This is a genomic window from Allocatenococcus thiocycli, from assembly GCF_921292965.1.
Lineage (GTDB): Bacteria > Pseudomonadota > Gammaproteobacteria > Enterobacterales > Vibrionaceae > Vibrio > Vibrio natriegens.
The window spans coordinates 1-16,549 of the sequence record NZ_CAKLCK010000031.1; the positions used below are offsets into that span (position 1 = coordinate 1).

A 16,549-nucleotide genomic window follows, 5' to 3' on the forward strand; every position below is an offset into this window, starting at 1 on the left:
GTCGTGTTGTTTTGGCCGTGGATTTCTGTTTCTGCTGTACATGTTAGCGGGCTGGTTTAGTAACGTGATTACCGAGTCCCTGACCGGTAAGTACAGCTCCCAAATTACTCGCTCTTTTCGTCAGGGGATGAGTTGGTTCATTTTCTCAGAGGTGATGTTCTTTGGCGCATTTTTTGGTGCGCTGTTCTACGCAAGAATGGTCGCCGTCCCATGGTTGGGTGGGGCGGACAATAACTTCATGACCAATGAAGTTCTCTGGCCCAATTTTGAAGCGATGTGGCCACTGACAACTACGCCTAGTGGCGAAACCACTCAAGCGATGCCGTGGCAAGGCATTCCGCTCACCAATACCATCATTCTTCTGCTCTCTTCCATAACATTGCATATGGCCCACATCAGTTTGGAGCAAAACAAACGTACTGCGCTGATTGTCTGGCTGGAAATCACCATTGTGCTGGCTGGCTTCTTCCTATTTTACCAGGCGGAAGAGTACATCCATGCCTATCAGGAAATGGGACTGACTTTGCAGTCCGGGGTTTACGGAAATACGTTCTTTATGCTGACGGGTTTCCACGGCATGCACGTTTGTCTTGGAACGATTTTCTTAATCGTATTGCTGTTCAGAATCGCGAAGGATCACTTTTCTCCAAACAACCATTTTGCCTTTCAGGCGGGCAGTTGGTATTGGCACTTTGTTGATGTGGTTTGGTTGTGCCTGTTTGTTTTCGTTTATGTGCTTTAACTCCCCAGCAGAGGCTAGTAAGGGCGAGGGTTAGGGTCTATCCATCCAGACGTCAGTGCGATAAGGAGCAGGATAACAACTAGCGCAGAAAACATAACTCGTCGGCCCAAATAGTGACTCATCGGTTTATGGTCACGGTCGGGATTATCAGGATCTTCACGAACCATTTCGATAAGGGCTTTGGCGAGGTTGAATATGATGAATAGCAGCAAAAGGATGAGCGTCAATTTGAACAAGAATACGGTGGACATGGAACCTCCGGTTTCAACACTACTTTTATCGAAGCGGTTTTGGGGTGCGGTTTGTTTAACTGTGGCTGTGTTTTCTCTGTTGGTCAAACTGGGCTTTTGGCAATTAGAGAGAGGCGAGGAGAAACAAGCCCTTGAGCAGACCATTCTCTCGCGTTCTGACCAGCCTTATCAGGCAATGCATGTCGTACTCGATAACAATGATTGGCGTGAAGAAAGTGTCATTGGCGTTAAGGTCGAGGCGCAAGTGACCCCTGAACCTTTGCCTGTGATTTTGTTGGACAACCAAACCTACAACGGAAAAGTGGGTTATCTGGCGTATCAGGTGGTTTCTGTTAGCCAGCAACAGAACATATTGGCACTTATGGAACTGGGTTTTGTGGAGGGAGAGCGCTCCCGCTCTGAACTGCCAGTTGTCAAAGAGTTAGATACGCCAGCTATGGTGACAGGGCGATTATACCGCAAATCAATGAACCCATTGAGTTCCGAGTTGATGCCCGAGCTGGGCGATGCCATTCGTGTGCAAAATCTTAATATCTCTCAATTGAACGAGATGATGAATGTCGAGTTAATGCCAGCGGTTTTGCAGCCAGATAATTTAGAAAACTGGCCATATGAATTCCCGTGGAACCCGTTACCACTAACAAGCGCTAAACACTTTGGCTATTCCGTACAGTGGTTTGTTATGGCAGGTGTCTTTCTCCTACTGACTGTCGTGGTCTTTATTCGTTGGTTAAGAGCGGTCTCATCACATGGAGGTGAAAAATGACTTCGAAAGTAACAAGAGGGCGTTTAGTTCTGATCTCGTTAGTGTGTTTGTTCGCTCTACCTGCGTTAATTGCAAAGTTGATCTTGAGTCAGGGTTGGTATCAGAGTGGCGTGACTAACCGAGGTAAACTCATTGAACCTTACACTACGCTCGAACAGTTAGGTCAAACAGCCCCGCAAACGCTACATGGTTGGCAATTGGCGTATGTGGTGCCCAATCATTGTGAGCAGCAGTGCCAACAACAGTTGCATCTGCTTAAACAAAGTCATATTGCCTTAGGAAAATATCAAGAACGTGTTGTGCCTGTGCTTTGGACATTGGAATCGTCAGACTCGGTAGATACATCGATGGAGAGGATGGTAATAAATGCGTCTGTGGCAGAAAAAGTTGAACAAGGGCAAGTGGTCATCGTTGACCCGTTGGGGCAGTTAGTTATGTCCTACACACCAAAGCAAAACGAAGATTTGGTTAAGCTTAGCAAGGATATGCTGGCTGATTTGCGCAAACTGCTTAAGTTGTCCCGAGTGGGATAGGGGGAAACCATGACACTAATTCGACTAGTGAGAATCAGCTTGTGTCTTACACTGGTGGTGATCATGCTCGGTGCGTATACCCGTTTGTCCGATGCTGGCCTAGGCTGCCCTGACTGGCCGGGTTGCTATGGTCATTTGTCGGTTCCTCATCACGAAGATGATGTTGCAAGAGCCAACTTGAATTTTCCTGATCGTGTGGTTGAACATGAAAAAGCGTGGCTGGAGATGATCCATCGTTATTTCGCCGGAACGCTTGGGATTGTGATTTTTGTTATGGCTGTTCTCGCATCACGTTCAGATCGCGTTAACGCTTCGATACCGATCATGCTTTGCATACTGGTTGTTGGGCAAGCGATGTTGGGTATGTGGACGGTTACCCTCAAACTGATGCCTGTTGTAGTCATGCTTCATTTACTCGGTGGTTTCACATTGTTGGCACTGCAAGCGGTATTTCATTGTCAGCTTAAGGCGCAAGGCAATCTCTATTTTTCACCCTCCACCAATACGGTGCGTTTATTCTCTATGGTCGCATTTGCAGTGGTGCTCTTGCAGGTGCTGCTGGGCGGTTGGACTTCTTCAAACTATGCCGCTTTGATGTGTACCACATTGCCCATTTGTGAAGGCGATTGGATGAGTTACCTATCCTGGAAAGAAGCATTTTCATTGTGGCAAGCCGGATTCGAAAATTACGAATTTGGTGTTTTGGAATATCCGGCAAGAATGACCATACACGTGAGCCATCGAATTGGAGCCATTGTGACGGCGCTGGTGGTTACATCGTATTGCGTACTTTTGTTCAAACAAGACTCTCATTACTCTCGGGCGTCAGGCTTGTGGATTGGCATTGTGCTTATCTGCCAAATCATGCTCGGCGTAAGCAATGTCGTGTTTCAGTTGCCTATCTACGTCGCAGTGGCCCACACACTGGGCGCTGCAATTATGTTGAGCCTGATTTGTGTGAGTCAATTCTACTTGTGGCAAGGAAAAACACAGTGGAGTCATCAAGCGAAAGGAGTTCGCTATGAATAAAGAAATTGTATTGTCTTTAGAGGGACAAAAGCGAATTGGTTCTACTTACCTAAAACTCACCAAGCCAAAAGTGGTCGCACTCATGCTGGTGACCGCTGTTGTTGGTATGAGCCTGGCGCCTGTGGATGTTTTCCCTTGGCTACAAGCTGCGATAGGGCTAATAGGGATCGGTTTGATGGCAGGTTCTGCTGCGGCATTTAATCATTTGGTCGACCGTAATATAGACGCGCGAATGGCTCGTACTCATAAGCGTCCGTTGCCCTCTGGGGACACCAACCCGAAGTCTGTGGTGACATTTGCCGTTTGTTTAGGCGGATTAGGGTTTGTTCTGCTGTACGCTTGGGTAAATCCGTTGACCGCATGGATGACATTATTGAGTTTGCTTGGCTATGCGGTTGTCTACACCATGTATCTCAAGCGGGCTACGCCACAAAATATTGTGATAGCCGGCATAGCTGGTGCGATGCCACCACTATTAGGATGGACAGCGGTAACTGGCGAATTGCACGGTAATGCATGGCTTTTGGTGATGATTATATTCATCTGGACGCCGCCCCATTTTTGGGCTCTGGCGATTCACCGAGTGGAAGAATATCGTAAAGTGGATATCCCTATGCTTCCTGTCACGCATGGGATCGAATACACCAAAACCTCAATTCTGTTGTATTCCGTACTGCTTACTTTGGTATGTGTGATGCCAGTGCTGGTTGGTATGGTCGGCTTTATTTATCTATTTACGTCACTTCTGCTTAACGCCGGGTTTATTTACCACGCGTGGAAGCTGAAGTTTGCACCGGAAGAACGGAGCGCGATAGAAACCTTTAAGTTTTCTATCTATCATCTTTTTGTGTTGTTTATCGCTTTACTTGCAGATCACAACCTCAATTTATCAATGATGTGAACCTTTGTGACATTCTGAATAGAAAAACGCCGGATTGTAGTCATCCGGCGTTTTTAATTTTTTATTGAATTTCTAGCAACTCAATATCAAAGATCAGCACACTTGCTGGTGGAATTGGACCCGAACCATCTTTGCCGTAACCGAGAGTGCTTGGTACGAACAGGCGAATCTTCTCACCTTCTACCATGTACTGAACACCCTCTTGCCAGCCTTTAATCACTTGGTTCAGACCGAATGAGATAGGCTCGCCGCGGTTTACTGAACTATCGAATACCGAACCATCAATCAGTGTGCCATGGTAATGCACTTTTACTTTGCTTGTTGCTGTTGGGTGAACGTCACCCGTACCTTTCTCTAGCACCATATATTGCAGGCCACTTTCTGTTGTGATGACCCCGTCTTTCTTGGCGTTCTCTAGTAGGAATGCTTGTCCCTTGGCAAAGTTTTCATCGGCCACTTTATGGTTTGTCCAAGTGCGATAAATGAAAAATGCCGCAAGAACAAAAATAATAATAGGAAACAAAAATTTAGACACGTTGGCTCCTTGTCTATTTAGGTTGCTTTAGTAAGTAGTTAATTGTTTCAGCCATAGCTTCAATACTGTCATGACCGCCGCTAATCACCTGATATTTACCGTTGACGATAAAGGTTGGCACTGAGTTGATTTGCCCTTTAGTCGTAATTGCATCAGCATTGTTTATGTACTCGAAAAGCTGTTTTTGCTGTGCGTCGTCAAGTTGATAAGGGCTGATCAGGTTACGAGCTTCAAACGCTTTTTCTACCGCTGCTTGGCGTTCATCAGCGGTGGCTTCAGGTGCCATTTGAACCGCAGCAAACAGGTCAGCCATAAATGCCTTATCTGGAGTCGCCTCTAGCTGCATTACCGCCGTATAGAAAATGATAGCGCTGATCTGAGCACTTTCGTTAAACGTAACATGCACTTTTTCAACGTCTTGCTCAGTCAGAGACTCCAGTTGAGGGACAAACTCTTCCATCGAGCGACAGTGACCGCAGGTCAGAGAAAAAGCTTCGGTAACAGGAGCGAGTTGGTACTCCTGAAGTGAGGCTGGCAGCACTTCATACTGTTTGCCTTGTAGCGGCTGTGAATTGCCGTTGTCACATGCTGAGAGTGCTGTCACTGCGGCAAAAAAAGCAAATCCTTTCAAAATGTTTTTGAACATATTAACGCTCGATTGAGAAATTTTCGCTAGTTTATCGGTTAACGATGACGACTAAAACCATTAAAACCGATTGTTACACTAAAGTGAGATGATAATGCCCAAATAGAAATCAAACTCGCTGCTAAAAGCATCATATGGCTGGCACGAACAGTGCATTTGTTTCGATGTTTTAATGTCATTTGACGTTATGCCTGATATTGAACTGACGAAAGCGCTAAAGACAATGCGTATTGAGTCGACATAATGAATAAGAGTTTTTCTACGTTGGGAACGGTATGAAGCAGTGGTTTTTAATTGTTTGTGGCATTCTTGGAGGGTGCGGCAGTATCAGTCAAGACATAGTGCCTGGTGGGAACATGTTAGATACAGCCCCGAAGACGAACACAGAGCTAAGACACCCTGAGTGGGGGTATGGTAATTCATCGAGTGTCATGAACATCGCTGCTCAGCCGACTACGAACGCTGCTGTGGACGAATCCTATTCCATAACTTCACTGGAGATGTTTTTAGATCGGCACAATATTGCCCATGAAACCATCAGTGGGGGACACTTGATGGTACGCTTGAAAGATCAAGTTCACTTTCAGACTGGTTCTGCCCAATTATCCGCACAATCTCAAGGCTGGCTGAGCAGTCTAGGGCACTATCTGGCAGGACGTACTGATGTTGACGTGGTGATCGATGGGCATGCAGACAGCACCGGGGCGGCAAGTTTTAATGACACATTGTCCGAACGACGAGCTCGCGAAGTTGAAAAGCAGTTGCTGGCAACCAGTATTCCACGTCAAAGAGTTTTCTCGCGTGGGTTTGGTGAGCATGCTCCCCAATGCAGCAATGCGACCGCCAGCGGAAAAGCATGTAATCGCCGTGTGGAACTGATGCTGATCGTCAGCGACTAATCGTCGTTATTTGTTCTGATAAATAGAAAAGAGGCACCAATTGATTGGTGCCTCTTTTACATCCGCCAATGTTCTTAGGGGGAACTAGGCAAATTCTTTTTCAATATGTGCGACGATGTCTGAAGACTCGTAAAGCCAATGTGTCTCACCATCTTTTTCGATTCGAAGACAAGGAACTTTAATTCTACCGCCACCTTGCTCGAGATCTTGGCGATGAGCAGGGTCGTTCTTCGCGTCACGTAGTTCGATTTTTACCGACTGTCGTTTCATTGCTCGGCGAACTTTCACGCAGAAAGGACAAGCTTCAAACTGATAAAGCGCATATTGCTTCGCTTTGTCGTCAACGCTCATTTGTTCATTAGCATCGCGCTTGATTCCACGAGGTGAAAAAACAGCGTTAAGCAATAATATGATTTTTCCTAAAAACCAACGAATAAACTTCATAATGAGTCCCTGATGTTCAAAGGATGATGTCCTTTACGAATACAATTACGACAAGTGTCGCGCCGGAGACGCAGTCTATCAGTTGTTTACTGTAGATAAAACCATGCTTTTTATATGGAAAATAGTCGTTTGAACCAACCTAAAAAGCCGCCACTTTTGACTGGATTTGCTTCTCGTCCCAAATAAAAGCTACGCATCAACTCGGTTCTAAACGCGTCGACATCAATACGTTGAATCACCAGTTCATGTTGGAGCGTGTTCTGAGTTTGCTCTGCATGATCGTGAGCCAGGCTGAAATCCATATTCAGATACCCTTGCGTAAAGAGCCACAGGTGGGTAATCAGAATGAGGTCTTCAGCAGATTGATTGGTGAACTTGCTCGCGTGTTCGTCACCCACTGACTCACTGATCGCTATCTGCATTTGTTGGCTAGCGTGCGCGTTTTGATCGTAGCTAGCACTAGCTTCAATGTGTGATTTAGTCAGCAATCCCAGCAGATGAAGTGCCGGGGCTGTTGATGGCTTATTCTCACACACTCTAGTGAATAGCGCGTTCTGTTCGTCCAGCCAACGTTTCTTTGCCGTCTTATGCTCGGTTACAAAGGGAATCGTTTTGAATCCCATCTCTTGAAACAGTGTATTAAGTGGCGTCATGACTTTGCAGTTCCCTCACCGTTACTTCGATATGTTGATCGTTAATATCAACAAATATAGACGTACCAGTGATCATAACAGAAAGGCTTGCGCCACGGTCAAGGTGCTGACAAATTGTGTCAATGGAGTCGTAGTCAAAACTTTCTACGCTTACCGGAAGCATGGAAAACTTGCCTGATACTTTCTCCCACCATACCGAAGCCTTAGTGTTATAGCTGTAGACTTTGACCTGCTTTGAAAGGCGAGTGGCTTTTTTGATTCGATCTGCGTCTGGTTCACCGATTTCAATCCAGTGAGTGATGCTTTGATCGTCTTCGATGTGCCAAAGGTCAGGTTCTTCAATGGTTGATAGCCCTTTCGTAAACTCTAAATCGCTTGTCGCATTGAGGCAATAAGCCAAGACACGAGCTAACATACGTTGTGGTTTTTCTGAAGGATGCAGAGCGATGGTCAGTTTGTGCGAATTATAATAATCGTTGTTCATATCGGAAATATCGATACGAAATTTGTAAATGGTAGGTTTTAGCGCCATATGGTTGTCAGTGCTCGGAGAGGAAAGTGAATTATAGATAAAAAAATAGCCAGCTTAAAAGCTGGCTACCGTATCAAATTCTTTAAGAATTAAAGTACTTTGATTTGCTCTGCTTGAGGGCCTTTTTGACCTTGAGAGATAACAAACTCTACTTTCTGGCCTTCAACTAGAGTACGGAAGCCGTCACCAGTGATTGCAGAGAAGTGAGCAAATACGTCAGGACCGTTTTCTTGTTGGATGAAACCGAAGCCTTTAGTTTCGTTGAACCACTTAACTGTACCAGTAGCTGTGTTAGACATGTCTATTTTCCTAAATATCTAAATTTGTGTAATCTTTCGCCTCAACGGCGCTTATAGCGTGGAAAAATAAATTGCTATTGCGTACCACAGGACGACGGAGTTACGAGTAATCCAACGAAATGTGAAAACAAAGAACTTTCTTTCTAGCCGTGTTTGAGTCTAGGTTAAATACGGTAAGAGTCAACAGATATTAGTACTTTAAGGGCAAATATTTGTATGCAGTCACTATTTAATCGACGCGTTTTAGAGTAATTTTCAATTAAATGACGTCGCTGTGAAGTTTTTAGGCATGAAATTATTTTTACTCAATTAAATTGACTTATTTTTCTAATTATTGTCCAATCTGGCCCGACCATTAAGGAGGATTTATGGCAAAGTCAAAAGCGAGTCCTCAGCCGAATGAGTTTCACCATGATACCGAATTCGGCAGAGGTAAAATAAAAGATAACGCGCTAAAAGCGGTTGTTACGAGTCAGTTATTTAAAACGAGAATCGTTACCGCGAAAAAAGGTAAAGGTAGCTTCAGTCGGAAAATGAAGCATAGAGGCAAAGAGCCCTATTCAAAGTTCTCCCAATGTGGATTTTGAATAGGGCTTTTTCTTTACCTAAATATCCCATACTTGATGTTCTTGCTTTGACTCGCCGTGTTTGTTGATACTTATTGGCTCTTGTTTGCTGGTTAATTTTTACTCCAGTTTGACGACACATCACACACCTGGTTTTTTCTACCTTACATCACCTAAGCACAATGGGTTCCTTGCTATACTCAATTGAATTGCATGTTTTTATTGTTATTTCTGTGTTGATGTAAAGTCAGCCTGGGGAGAGGATTATTATGATTAGAACATTTTTGATCTTGCTATCTATCATCTCCTCACCTCTGACCTTGGCGGCAACCGCCTTTGAGATAGTGCAGAAGTCGGATCAAACCATGCGAGGCGAATCCAGCTATAGTGAAGCGACGATGGAAATTATCCGCCCGGATTGGCGTCGCTCAATGACCATGAAGAGCTGGACGAAAGGAACTGAACTCTCTTTAGTACTGGTGACGGCTCCGGCAAAGGATAAAGGCAGTGCATCACTCAAGCGCTATAGAGAAATGTGGAACTGGGTCCCAAGCATTGAACGAATTATAAAGATTGCGCCATCCATGTTGAGTCAGTCGTGGATGGGTTCTGACTTCACAAATGACGATCTCATTAATCAATCCTCTATCGTCGTAGATTACGAACACACCATGCTCGGAGAAGAGACCTTTGATGGCGATAAGGTCTGGCGAATTGATGCGCTAGCGAAACCTGACGCGCCAGTTGTGTGGAATAAAGTTACCTTGTGGATTTCTCAGGCGACTTACTTACAGCGCAAGATAGAGTTCTATGATGAGTTTGATGAACTGGTCAATGTCATGACCACTTTTGATATCAAAATGCTCGGTGGAAGAAAGGTGGCCACTCGCCTAGAAATGAGGCCGATAGATAAGCCGGGTAATAAAACCGTGCTGACGACACACCAAGCTCAGTTTGACTTTAAAATTGATGATGATTTTTTCTCTCAACAGCAAATGAAGTTACTCCGAGATTAGATCGTGTGTCATGAGTAGGGAAGGCAATAGCTTATGCTGATGAAACTTGCTTGGCGAAATTTATGGCGGCAAAAACGGCGGACGTTGCTGACTGCGACAGCGCTGGCTTTGGTGCTTTTCCTCTCTCTTATCACCCGATCTTTTCAAGAAGGCAGTTACACGTCGAATATAAAAAACGCGGCAAAGTTCTATACGGGGTTGATCCAATTGCAGAATCCGCAGTTCAGTGACACTTCAAGTATTGATGATGTTTTGCCACAAACCGAGTCGTTTATCTCCTCAGCGATGGATAATCCCAACATTGATGTTGTTCTGCCAAGAGTCGAGTCGTTTGCGTTAGCGGCGAAAGATGAATTCTCAAAGGGCACTCTGGTATTGGGGGTTGATCCAGCAGCCGAAGACAGCTATTCCAGCATCAGTGACAAAATCGTCAAAGGCAGTTTTATTGCTCCGGGGGAAAATGCAGTGCTTGTGGGTGGAAGACTGGCCCAATACCTCCATTTAGATGTTGGTGATGAATTGGTCTTGTATGGCATGGGCTATCACGGTCAAACCGCTGCAGGGTTGTATCGCGTTGCGGGTATTTTGCACTTCCCGCTGCAGCAACTCGACTCTCAATTGGTCTACATGCCGATCGATACGGCTCAGGCGCTATTTTCATTGGATAAACAAGTGACAGCTTGGGTTCTCAATACAGAAAACTTGCGCGGTTTATCGAGTGTCGTAGACCAGCTGCGCAGAGATTATGGTAAAGAAGTGGCGGTGAAAGATTGGCAAGCACTGTCACCCGAACTATCGCAACAGATTGCCCTCGATAAAGCAGGAGGAATATTTTTAATTTATATCCTCTACGGCATTGTTGGGTTTGGCCTGTTTGCCACCATTTTGATGACAACGCTAGAAAGGCAGCGCGAATTTGCGGTCATGTTGGCGACTGGGATGCTAAGAGGGAAACTGATTTCGTTGCTGGCGATTGAGTCGCTGTTTATCTCATTCATCGGCGTACTGCTTGGCTTGATGATCAGCGCCCCGGTACTGGTTTATTTTTACTTTAACCCGATTGAAATTACCGGAGAGGCGGCTGAAATGATGTTGGAAACCGGGTTCGAGCCAATTGTCCCTGTCTCTCTTGACCCTCATTTAGCTTTGACTCAAATCTCAGTTGTGTTCGTTATCCTCTTTTTATGTCTTCTTTATCCTATGCTGCGCTTATTACGCCTCCCTATCGCAAGCGGTCTCAAAGGAGGTTCGCATGTTGATTAAATTAGCGTGGAGAAACCTATGGAGGAACAAGCTCAGAACATCAATCATGATTGGGGCGATGGTGTTTGGTCTGATGGGTGTGGTTGCCATGATAGGATTTATGAACGGCCTAGTTGATAGCATGATTAAAAATGCAATCTCCTGGCAAACCAGCCACTTACAGATCCATCAAGAGCAGTATTTGATTAATCCTGAACTGGAAGAGATTATTCCAAACGCGGATGTCATTGCGGCGACATTAGCTAATCAGCAGCAAGTGAAAGCCGTGTCTGAACGTTTTCTCGCTGATGGAATGATCGCCTCTGCGCGCAGTACACGTGGTATTCGCATCAATGGCATCGATATTGTGCAAGAGCAGCAGATCACACCGTTGGCTGAGCACATATTGTTAGGGCAATGGCTGGATGAAGAGGGGAGAAATCCTATTTTAGTGTCCCAGAAAACCGCTAAGAGATTAAACCTGCGTGTAGGCTCCAAAGTAATTTTGACGCTTTCAGATATCAATGGCGATGTATCTGGTGCAGCTTTTCGGGTAAAGGGAATATTCAAAACACCATCCACGACGTTTGATGAGGGTAATACCTATGTGCGCAAAGCAGATCTGGAAAACATCGCGGGTTTAAAAGGCGCGCACGAGATTTCCATTCTACTTAAATCTAATGACGATAACACGTTAGAGCAAACAAAATGGTTTACTCAGACGCTACTTTCGAACAGGTCGAAAGATCATTTAGTGGTGAGGAAGTGGGAAGAAATACAGCCTTTACTCTCTACGATGATGAGTTCCATGGACATTTCGAATCAGGTCATGCTGGTGGTGTTTGTGTTGGCGATGATGTTGGGCATCATCAATATCATGCTGATGTCAGTATTCGAGCGTACCAGAGAATTTGGCGTGCTGATGGCTGTGGGCATGCAGCAACACAAAATCCGCTTACTTATCATTTTAGAGACGCTGTTTCTCGGGCTGTCGGGCTGCATGTTTGGATTGATAGGAAGCGCCATCATGCTAAAAATTTTGAGTATCACAGGGTTGTCGCTCAGTGGCCTTGCCGACGGGTTAGGCGCTTATGGTGTGGATACCTTGCTGTTCCCAAGAGTGTCTTTTTATGAGTACCAGATGATCATTGTGGCGATTTTTGTCGCGAGTCTGTTTGCTGCTTGGTACCCGTCGCGACAAATACTCAAACATCGACCTGTGGATGCCATGGCGGAGAAAACTTGATGACGATTAAACTCGAACATTTAACCAAAACCTACAATCCCGACAGTGATTTTCCGGTGCATGCCGTTAAGAGTGTTGAATTGGAAATCAAACAGGGGGAGTTTGTCGCTATTATGGGGCCGTCTGGTTCGGGAAAAACCACGCTGCTCAATATGCTTGGGGGCATTGATGCACCGACCGCAGGTCGAGTGGAAATTGATGGTTGCCTTATTTCCGAAATGTCGGAGAAAGAGCTGATCGCATATCGCAGGGATAACATTGGCTTTATCTTTCAGGACTACAGCCTATTGCCTGTGTTAACGGCATTAGAAAATGTCGAGTTCGTAATGCAACTTCAGGGGAAAAGCGAAAGAGAGTGCCGCGAGCGTGCTTCTTCATTACTTGAGCAGGTTGGATTGGCTGAGCAAATGCATAAACGCCCGAGTAAAATGTCGGGCGGGCAACAACAGCGTGTGGCCGTCGCACGAGCACTCGCACCTAAACCTCGCTTTGTTATGGCGGATGAACCAACGGCTAATTTAGATGCGAAAAGTACCGCAGAACTTCTCGATATCATGGAGCAGTTAAGTGAACAAGAGGGCACGACGTTTATCTTCTCCACACATGATCCCAGAGTGATCAAGCGGGCGCATCGAATTATCGTATTTGAAGATGGGCGTTTAGCGAGAGATTTCAGCAATATTGGTAATCATGCGGAGAGATCTCATGCTTAGGTGGAGGTCAAACGGTTCAAAGCCGAATACCAACGTGAGCCGCTATCTTGCGTTGAGTTTACTGTTTCTAAACTCGCAAACTTCCGCCTCGATTCCGGGTGTTGAGCCTGAAAAAGCATGGGACTTCGATGGTTATATCAAGTACATGGCCACTTATAACATTCCGGATAGTCACAGTAATACGCTCGATCACTTGATTCATAATCGCTTCAATCTTGAATATCGATTTTCACCAAACTGGCGTATTAATGTCGGGATGAGAAACCGTGCTTTGTGGGGTGATTCACTCGATTTCGACCAATATGCAGATCTGGTCGCATTGGATAACGGATACTTTGATCTGAGCAAAAACTGGCGAGATGACAGCGTAATTCTCAATACTCAGTTTGATCGACTTTATATCACCTGGCGTGAGGAAGACTGGAGCGCAACGGCTGGTCGTTTTCGTGTCAATTGGTCGATGAACACGATCTGGAACCCAAACGATATCTATAATGCTTACTCTATTTATGATTTTGATTATGAAGAGCGAGCGGGTACCGATGCGCTAATGGTAAGCAAGAAGCTAGGGTTTGCCGATGGCATCGATTTAATTTTCGCGCCAGCGGAGTCGCCAGATAAGAATAGTATTTCGCTACGCTATTTTGCCAATCAATCAGGCTGGGATTATCAGGTGATTGCTGGGCGGACAAACCGGGACTTTGTACTAGGAGCTGGGTTTGCAACAGACATCTACGAAGCGGGTTTACGTGGCGAGTTATCCTGGTTTGATCCGATAGAAAAGCAATACCAAGGCGAATTGACTCAATCATCCATGGTAGGAAGCCTTGAATCGGACTACAGTTTTGGAGGGAAACGCAGCTGGCTTGGGCGTGTGGCGTGGTTATTCATTTCAGAGCCAGTTGATGCTTCTAGCGCCGTCGCTTATCTAAACTTACCTCTCGATGCGAAAACCCTCAGTTTTACTCAGCACACACTTTATGCTGATGTAAGCTTTGATCTGACTTCCCTTAATCGCCTGACGGCATCCGTAAGTTATTACGATGATGGCTCTTATTTTGCGGGGCTTTCGAGTAATTACTCACTTGCTAATGACTGGCAGTTACTCACCGTTGTTCAATGCTTTACCGGTGAAAGTGACAGTTTGTTTGGTGAGACGCCTGCGACACTATTGTTTGCGAACATTCGCTACAGCTTCTAGCAAGCGCATTCATCTAGTCATTGTCTCTAAATACTTTTGTTAATAGCAAATAAAACCTTGTTTTTATGGCGTTTTCGTCCCGTAGGGTTAATCTTTTTGTAAAAGTCGTTATATTTGTGGTTCATCGTTAAAAGGAGTTTATGGATGAACCTTACGATTTCAGGAAAGTTACAGCTGAGTTTTATGTTGTTAGCTGTTCTTTTTATTGCGTCTGCGATCTTTACTTATCGAAATATCACTACCGTCGAGCAGCATGTCTCTTCGTTGCTTACTTCCGATCTGCCGACAGTGGATACCAGTAGAGGTATTCAGCAATCTGTTCAGGCTTCATTATCTTCTATCCGTGCTTATATGCTACTCGGGGCCAATGAGACGACCGGAGCACAATTAAGTCAAGATGTACAAAATATCATGGCTTCCACCGATGAATCTTTGCCAACTTTGCAAGCGTTGATCCCTGAGCAAGACTTTCTCACAATCCAAAATCAATGGGAGGCAATGAAAGCCTCTTTGAATACATTGCTTGAGTTAAGTCACAGCGAAGAAAACCTGCCAGCACACAATTTATTTATTAACGAAGCCGCCCCGATTGCTGAAGTGGCACTGGATCAAATCCAAAGCTTGATAAATGAAGAGTCAGGAAATCAGTTTGGTGGCGAACGTAAGCGACTTTTCAAAGTCTACGCCGATAGTTACACGTCACTTGCGAACGCATTATCGGCACTGCGTGACTTCCTGTTGTACGGCCAGCAATATCACCTTGAAAAATATCAGGACCTTCTCAAGTTCCATAATCAATCTGTCGCTGAAATTGATGGCAAGCTCGACATGCTCTCAGACAACGACAAGTCGTTATGGGCATTGTTCAAAGAGATGCAAGCTCTTTACTTTCCGCTCGCCGAGCAGGTGATTTCATTGCGACGTTCTCCAGAATGGAACGAAGCCAACCTTATGATGGCGAACGAGTTATTACCAGCAGCGAACGCACTCGACGCAAGTTTAGAGTCCATCGTATCTGTTCAACAACGTCGGGCAAGTCAAAGTGGTGATGGCATCAGCCAGTCGATTAAAAATGTACTGACTTCAGTACTGATAGCGGCAGTATTTGTCATTGTTGCTGCCGTCGTGATCTCAAAATATATGGGTAACACGATTGGTCGCAGAGTGAAAAATTTATCACAGCGTGCGCAGACCATCGCCTCTGGTGATATTTCACAACCTCCGCTTAACGTTGTCGGAAATGATGAACTCGCAGTCCTTACCGAGTCTATTAACCGCATGAATGAATCTCTGGCCAATATCGTTGCAGGTGTAAGCAGCAAAGCATCGCAAGTTGACAGCAACATGGTAGCGTTACTGGAGTCCGCTCAGGTTACATCAACCAATGTTGAGAGGCAGCAAAGCAACATCGTTGAAATGGGACGTCAACTTGAAGAGATCGCTATTGCCGCTAGAAATACTCTTGAACAAGCACACCAGTCTGTACAAAAACTGTCTGACTCGAAAGGCGAAATCGAGCAAGGTCGTGACGCGTTAGAGCAGAATAAAGGGACGATGGAAAACCTGCATGGCAGCATTGAAAACGCAAGCTCTCGAGTAATGCAGCTAAGTAAAGAGAGTGATGCAATTGGTCGGGTGACCGAAGTGATCGAAGGTCTCGCAGAGCAAACCAATTTATTGGCGCTGAATGCAGCGATAGAAGCAGCAAGAGCAGGAGATCAAGGTCGAGGCTTTGCAGTTGTCGCGGACGAGGTGCGAATGCTGGCAACCAGAACCACGCAATCTACTACGGAAATAAACGATATCATCCATGCTATTCAACGCTCAACACAGTCGGTTGTTCAAGAAATTGAACATAGTCAGTCACTGGCAGAAACTGGTGCAGAGCATATTGAGAATGCAGTGACCAAGTTAATCTCGACTACAGAGCAAATCAACTCATTAAACGGACAGATGGCTGAACTGGCTGCAGCGGCTGAACAACAATCTCACGCCACCCACTCAATTACTGGATTGATGGATGAGATAACGCATTCCGTTAATGAGGTGTCCAGCAACAGTCATCATGCTTCTAAAACTTCGCTTCAAGTTAAAGAGCAGGTAACAGAGTTGAATCAACAAATGGCAGCGTTCAAAACCGTGTAACGATTCACGCCATCCGCACATTCTTAAATAGCAGCCCAATCATTGACTATTTATTGTTAAGTGGTTGGGCTTTTTTATGTGGCTGCGGTAACTATAGAATTTACTTATCAAAGCTATAGCCAGAACCGAATTTCGTTACTCAATGCTTCGATCTAATATAACTCCATCAGCAGAAATCACTGCAAATAAA

General features: G+C 45.2%; 19 protein-coding genes and 1 pseudogene. 13 read left to right on the forward strand and 7 right to left on the reverse strand.

Annotation, left to right across the window (positions count from 1 at the left end; all coding sequences use genetic code 11):
- Positions 1-742: cytochrome c oxidase subunit 3 (locus L9Q40_RS13120; protein WP_498793550.1), on the forward strand; the 742-nt coding region annotated here is incomplete at its 5' end.
- 14 nt (positions 743-756) lie between these two features.
- Here the strand turns inward: L9Q40_RS13120 and L9Q40_RS13125 are convergent.
- Positions 757-993 carry a DUF2909 family protein gene (locus tag L9Q40_RS13125; RefSeq protein WP_014234642.1) on the reverse strand — a complete coding sequence of 79 codons (237 nt, stop codon included), beginning with the start codon at positions 991-993 and terminating at the stop codon, positions 757-759.
- On the opposite strand from L9Q40_RS13125, the gene L9Q40_RS13130 reads away from it, so the two are divergent.
- The 4 genes from L9Q40_RS13130 to cyoE are packed head-to-tail and all read left to right on the forward strand — an operon-like array spanning position 992 to position 4,222.
- Positions 992-1,759 (forward strand): SURF1 family protein, encoded by a 768-nt coding sequence (locus tag L9Q40_RS13130; RefSeq protein WP_498793570.1) that lies wholly within the window; start codon positions 992-994, stop codon positions 1,757-1,759. The two genes, L9Q40_RS13125 and L9Q40_RS13130, sit on opposite strands and share 2 nt — an antisense overlap.
- The gene (locus L9Q40_RS13135; protein ID WP_014234640.1) at positions 1,756-2,292 is read left to right on the forward strand and encodes a redox-active disulfide-containing membrane protein; all 537 of its coding nucleotides are present in this window, start codon (positions 1,756-1,758) and stop codon (positions 2,290-2,292) included. The genes L9Q40_RS13130 and L9Q40_RS13135 overlap by 4 nt, the downstream gene beginning before the upstream one ends.
- A gap of 9 nt (positions 2,293-2,301) precedes the next feature.
- The gene (locus L9Q40_RS13140; RefSeq protein ID WP_498793551.1) at positions 2,302-3,321 is read left to right on the forward strand and encodes a COX15/CtaA family protein; all 1,020 of its coding nucleotides are present in this window, start codon (positions 2,302-2,304) and stop codon (positions 3,319-3,321) included.
- Positions 3,314-4,222, forward strand: coding sequence for a heme o synthase (gene cyoE / locus L9Q40_RS13145; protein WP_498793552.1), 909 nt, complete (start codon positions 3,314-3,316; stop codon positions 4,220-4,222). Before L9Q40_RS13140 ends, cyoE begins: the two co-directional genes overlap by 8 nt.
- A gap of 61 nt (positions 4,223-4,283) precedes the next feature.
- Here cyoE and bamJ read toward each other — a convergent pair whose 3' ends face one another.
- Positions 4,284-4,757: a BamJ family beta-barrel-assembly machinery protein gene (bamJ, locus tag L9Q40_RS13150; RefSeq protein ID WP_498793553.1), complete on the reverse strand. Its 474-nt coding sequence runs from the start codon at positions 4,755-4,757 to the stop codon at positions 4,284-4,286.
- Positions 4,758-4,770: 13 nt separating this feature from the next.
- On the reverse strand, positions 4,771-5,403 hold the full coding sequence (locus L9Q40_RS13155) for a thiol:disulfide interchange protein DsbA/DsbL (RefSeq protein WP_498793554.1): 633 nt from the start codon (positions 5,401-5,403) through the stop codon (positions 4,771-4,773).
- Positions 5,404-5,678: 275 nt separating this feature from the next.
- Here L9Q40_RS13155 and L9Q40_RS13160 point away from each other — a divergent pair, with 275 nt between their 5' ends.
- Positions 5,679-6,302: an OmpA family protein gene (locus L9Q40_RS13160; RefSeq protein WP_020335294.1), complete on the forward strand. Its 624-nt coding sequence runs from the start codon at positions 5,679-5,681 to the stop codon at positions 6,300-6,302.
- A gap of 84 nt (positions 6,303-6,386) precedes the next feature.
- Here the strand turns inward: L9Q40_RS13160 and L9Q40_RS13165 are convergent, their stop codons facing one another.
- From L9Q40_RS13165 to L9Q40_RS13180, 4 genes are all read right to left on the reverse strand, one after another.
- On the reverse strand, positions 6,387-6,746 hold the full coding sequence (locus L9Q40_RS13165; protein ID WP_065301353.1) for a glutaredoxin family protein: 360 nt from the start codon (positions 6,744-6,746) through the stop codon (positions 6,387-6,389).
- A 110-nt stretch (positions 6,747-6,856) separates the two neighbouring features.
- Positions 6,857-7,399 carry a hypothetical protein gene (locus tag L9Q40_RS13170; protein ID WP_498793555.1) on the reverse strand — a complete coding sequence of 181 codons (543 nt, stop codon included), beginning with the start codon at positions 7,397-7,399 and terminating at the stop codon, positions 6,857-6,859.
- Positions 7,386-7,931: a YaeQ family protein gene (locus L9Q40_RS13175; protein WP_498793556.1), complete on the reverse strand. Its 546-nt coding sequence runs from the start codon at positions 7,929-7,931 to the stop codon at positions 7,386-7,388. The genes L9Q40_RS13170 and L9Q40_RS13175 overlap by 14 nt, the downstream gene beginning before the upstream one ends.
- An 89-nt stretch (positions 7,932-8,020) precedes the next feature.
- Entirely contained in the window at positions 8,021-8,230 is a 210-nt protein-coding gene (locus L9Q40_RS13180) for a cold-shock protein (protein ID WP_005375625.1), read from the reverse strand.
- Positions 8,231-8,598: 368 nt separating this feature from the next.
- Between L9Q40_RS13180 and L9Q40_RS13185 the strand changes: the two are divergent.
- The 7 genes and pseudogenes from L9Q40_RS13185 (at position 8,599) to L9Q40_RS13215 (ending at position 16,359) form a co-directional block, all read left to right on the forward strand.
- Positions 8,599-8,885, forward strand: a pseudogene (locus L9Q40_RS13185) (alternative ribosome-rescue factor A).
- A 180-nt stretch (positions 8,886-9,065) separates the two neighbouring features.
- The gene (locus L9Q40_RS13190) at positions 9,066-9,812 is read left to right on the forward strand and encodes an outer membrane lipoprotein-sorting protein (protein ID WP_498793558.1); all 747 of its coding nucleotides are present in this window, start codon (positions 9,066-9,068) and stop codon (positions 9,810-9,812) included.
- Positions 9,813-9,845: 33 nt separating this feature from the next.
- Positions 9,846-11,075, forward strand: a complete 1,230-nt coding sequence (locus L9Q40_RS13195) for an ABC transporter permease (protein ID WP_498793559.1) — start codon at positions 9,846-9,848, stop codon at positions 11,073-11,075.
- Complete coding sequence (locus tag L9Q40_RS13200) at positions 11,065-12,300, forward strand: ABC transporter permease (protein WP_498793560.1); 1,236 nt, start codon at positions 11,065-11,067, stop codon at positions 12,298-12,300. The genes L9Q40_RS13195 and L9Q40_RS13200 overlap by 11 nt, the downstream gene beginning before the upstream one ends.
- The gene (locus L9Q40_RS13205; protein ID WP_498793561.1) at positions 12,300-13,013 is read left to right on the forward strand and encodes an ABC transporter ATP-binding protein; all 714 of its coding nucleotides are present in this window, start codon (positions 12,300-12,302) and stop codon (positions 13,011-13,013) included. Before L9Q40_RS13200 ends, L9Q40_RS13205 begins: the two co-directional genes overlap by 1 nt.
- Positions 13,006-14,214 (forward strand): hypothetical protein, encoded by a 1,209-nt coding sequence (locus tag L9Q40_RS13210; RefSeq protein ID WP_498793562.1) that lies wholly within the window; start codon positions 13,006-13,008, stop codon positions 14,212-14,214. Before L9Q40_RS13205 ends, L9Q40_RS13210 begins: the two co-directional genes overlap by 8 nt.
- A gap of 144 nt (positions 14,215-14,358) precedes the next feature.
- A complete protein-coding gene (locus L9Q40_RS13215) occupies positions 14,359-16,359 on the forward strand; it encodes a HAMP domain-containing methyl-accepting chemotaxis protein (protein ID WP_498793563.1) in 2,001 nt (666 codons plus the stop codon).
- Positions 16,360-16,549 lie beyond the last annotated feature (190 nt).

Excerpts from the sequence above, each read along its gene's own strand:
- L9Q40_RS13200 (WP_498793560.1), top strand. The coding sequence starts at position 11,065 with ATGTTGATTAAATTAGCGTGGAGAAACCTATGGAGGAACAAGCTCAGA.
- L9Q40_RS13130 (WP_498793570.1), top strand. The coding sequence starts at position 992 with ATGGAACCTCCGGTTTCAACACTACTTTTATCGAAGCGGTTTTGGGGT.
- L9Q40_RS13170 (WP_498793555.1), bottom strand. The coding sequence starts at position 7,399 with ATGACGCCACTTAATACACTGTTTCAAGAGATGGGATTCAAAACGATT.
- L9Q40_RS13195 (WP_498793559.1), top strand. The coding sequence starts at position 9,846 with ATGCTGATGAAACTTGCTTGGCGAAATTTATGGCGGCAAAAACGGCGG.
- L9Q40_RS13135 (WP_014234640.1), top strand. The coding sequence starts at position 1,756 with ATGACTTCGAAAGTAACAAGAGGGCGTTTAGTTCTGATCTCGTTAGTG.
- L9Q40_RS13160 (WP_020335294.1), top strand. The coding sequence starts at position 5,679 with ATGAAGCAGTGGTTTTTAATTGTTTGTGGCATTCTTGGAGGGTGCGGC.
- L9Q40_RS13205 (WP_498793561.1), top strand. The coding sequence starts at position 12,300 with ATGACGATTAAACTCGAACATTTAACCAAAACCTACAATCCCGACAGT.
- L9Q40_RS13180 (WP_005375625.1), bottom strand. The coding sequence starts at position 8,230 with ATGTCTAACACAGCTACTGGTACAGTTAAGTGGTTCAACGAAACTAAA.
- L9Q40_RS13125 (WP_014234642.1), bottom strand. The coding sequence starts at position 993 with ATGTCCACCGTATTCTTGTTCAAATTGACGCTCATCCTTTTGCTGCTA.
- L9Q40_RS13140 (WP_498793551.1), top strand. The coding sequence starts at position 2,302 with ATGACACTAATTCGACTAGTGAGAATCAGCTTGTGTCTTACACTGGTG.
- cyoE (WP_498793552.1), top strand. The coding sequence starts at position 3,314 with ATGAATAAAGAAATTGTATTGTCTTTAGAGGGACAAAAGCGAATTGGT.
- L9Q40_RS13175 (WP_498793556.1), bottom strand. The coding sequence starts at position 7,931 with ATGGCGCTAAAACCTACCATTTACAAATTTCGTATCGATATTTCCGAT.
- L9Q40_RS13155 (WP_498793554.1), bottom strand. The coding sequence starts at position 5,403 with ATGTTCAAAAACATTTTGAAAGGATTTGCTTTTTTTGCCGCAGTGACA.
- L9Q40_RS13165 (WP_065301353.1), bottom strand. The coding sequence starts at position 6,746 with ATGAAGTTTATTCGTTGGTTTTTAGGAAAAATCATATTATTGCTTAAC.
- L9Q40_RS13215 (WP_498793563.1), top strand. The coding sequence starts at position 14,359 with ATGAACCTTACGATTTCAGGAAAGTTACAGCTGAGTTTTATGTTGTTA.
- L9Q40_RS13210 (WP_498793562.1), top strand. The coding sequence starts at position 13,006 with ATGCTTAGGTGGAGGTCAAACGGTTCAAAGCCGAATACCAACGTGAGC.
- L9Q40_RS13190 (WP_498793558.1), top strand. The coding sequence starts at position 9,066 with ATGATTAGAACATTTTTGATCTTGCTATCTATCATCTCCTCACCTCTG.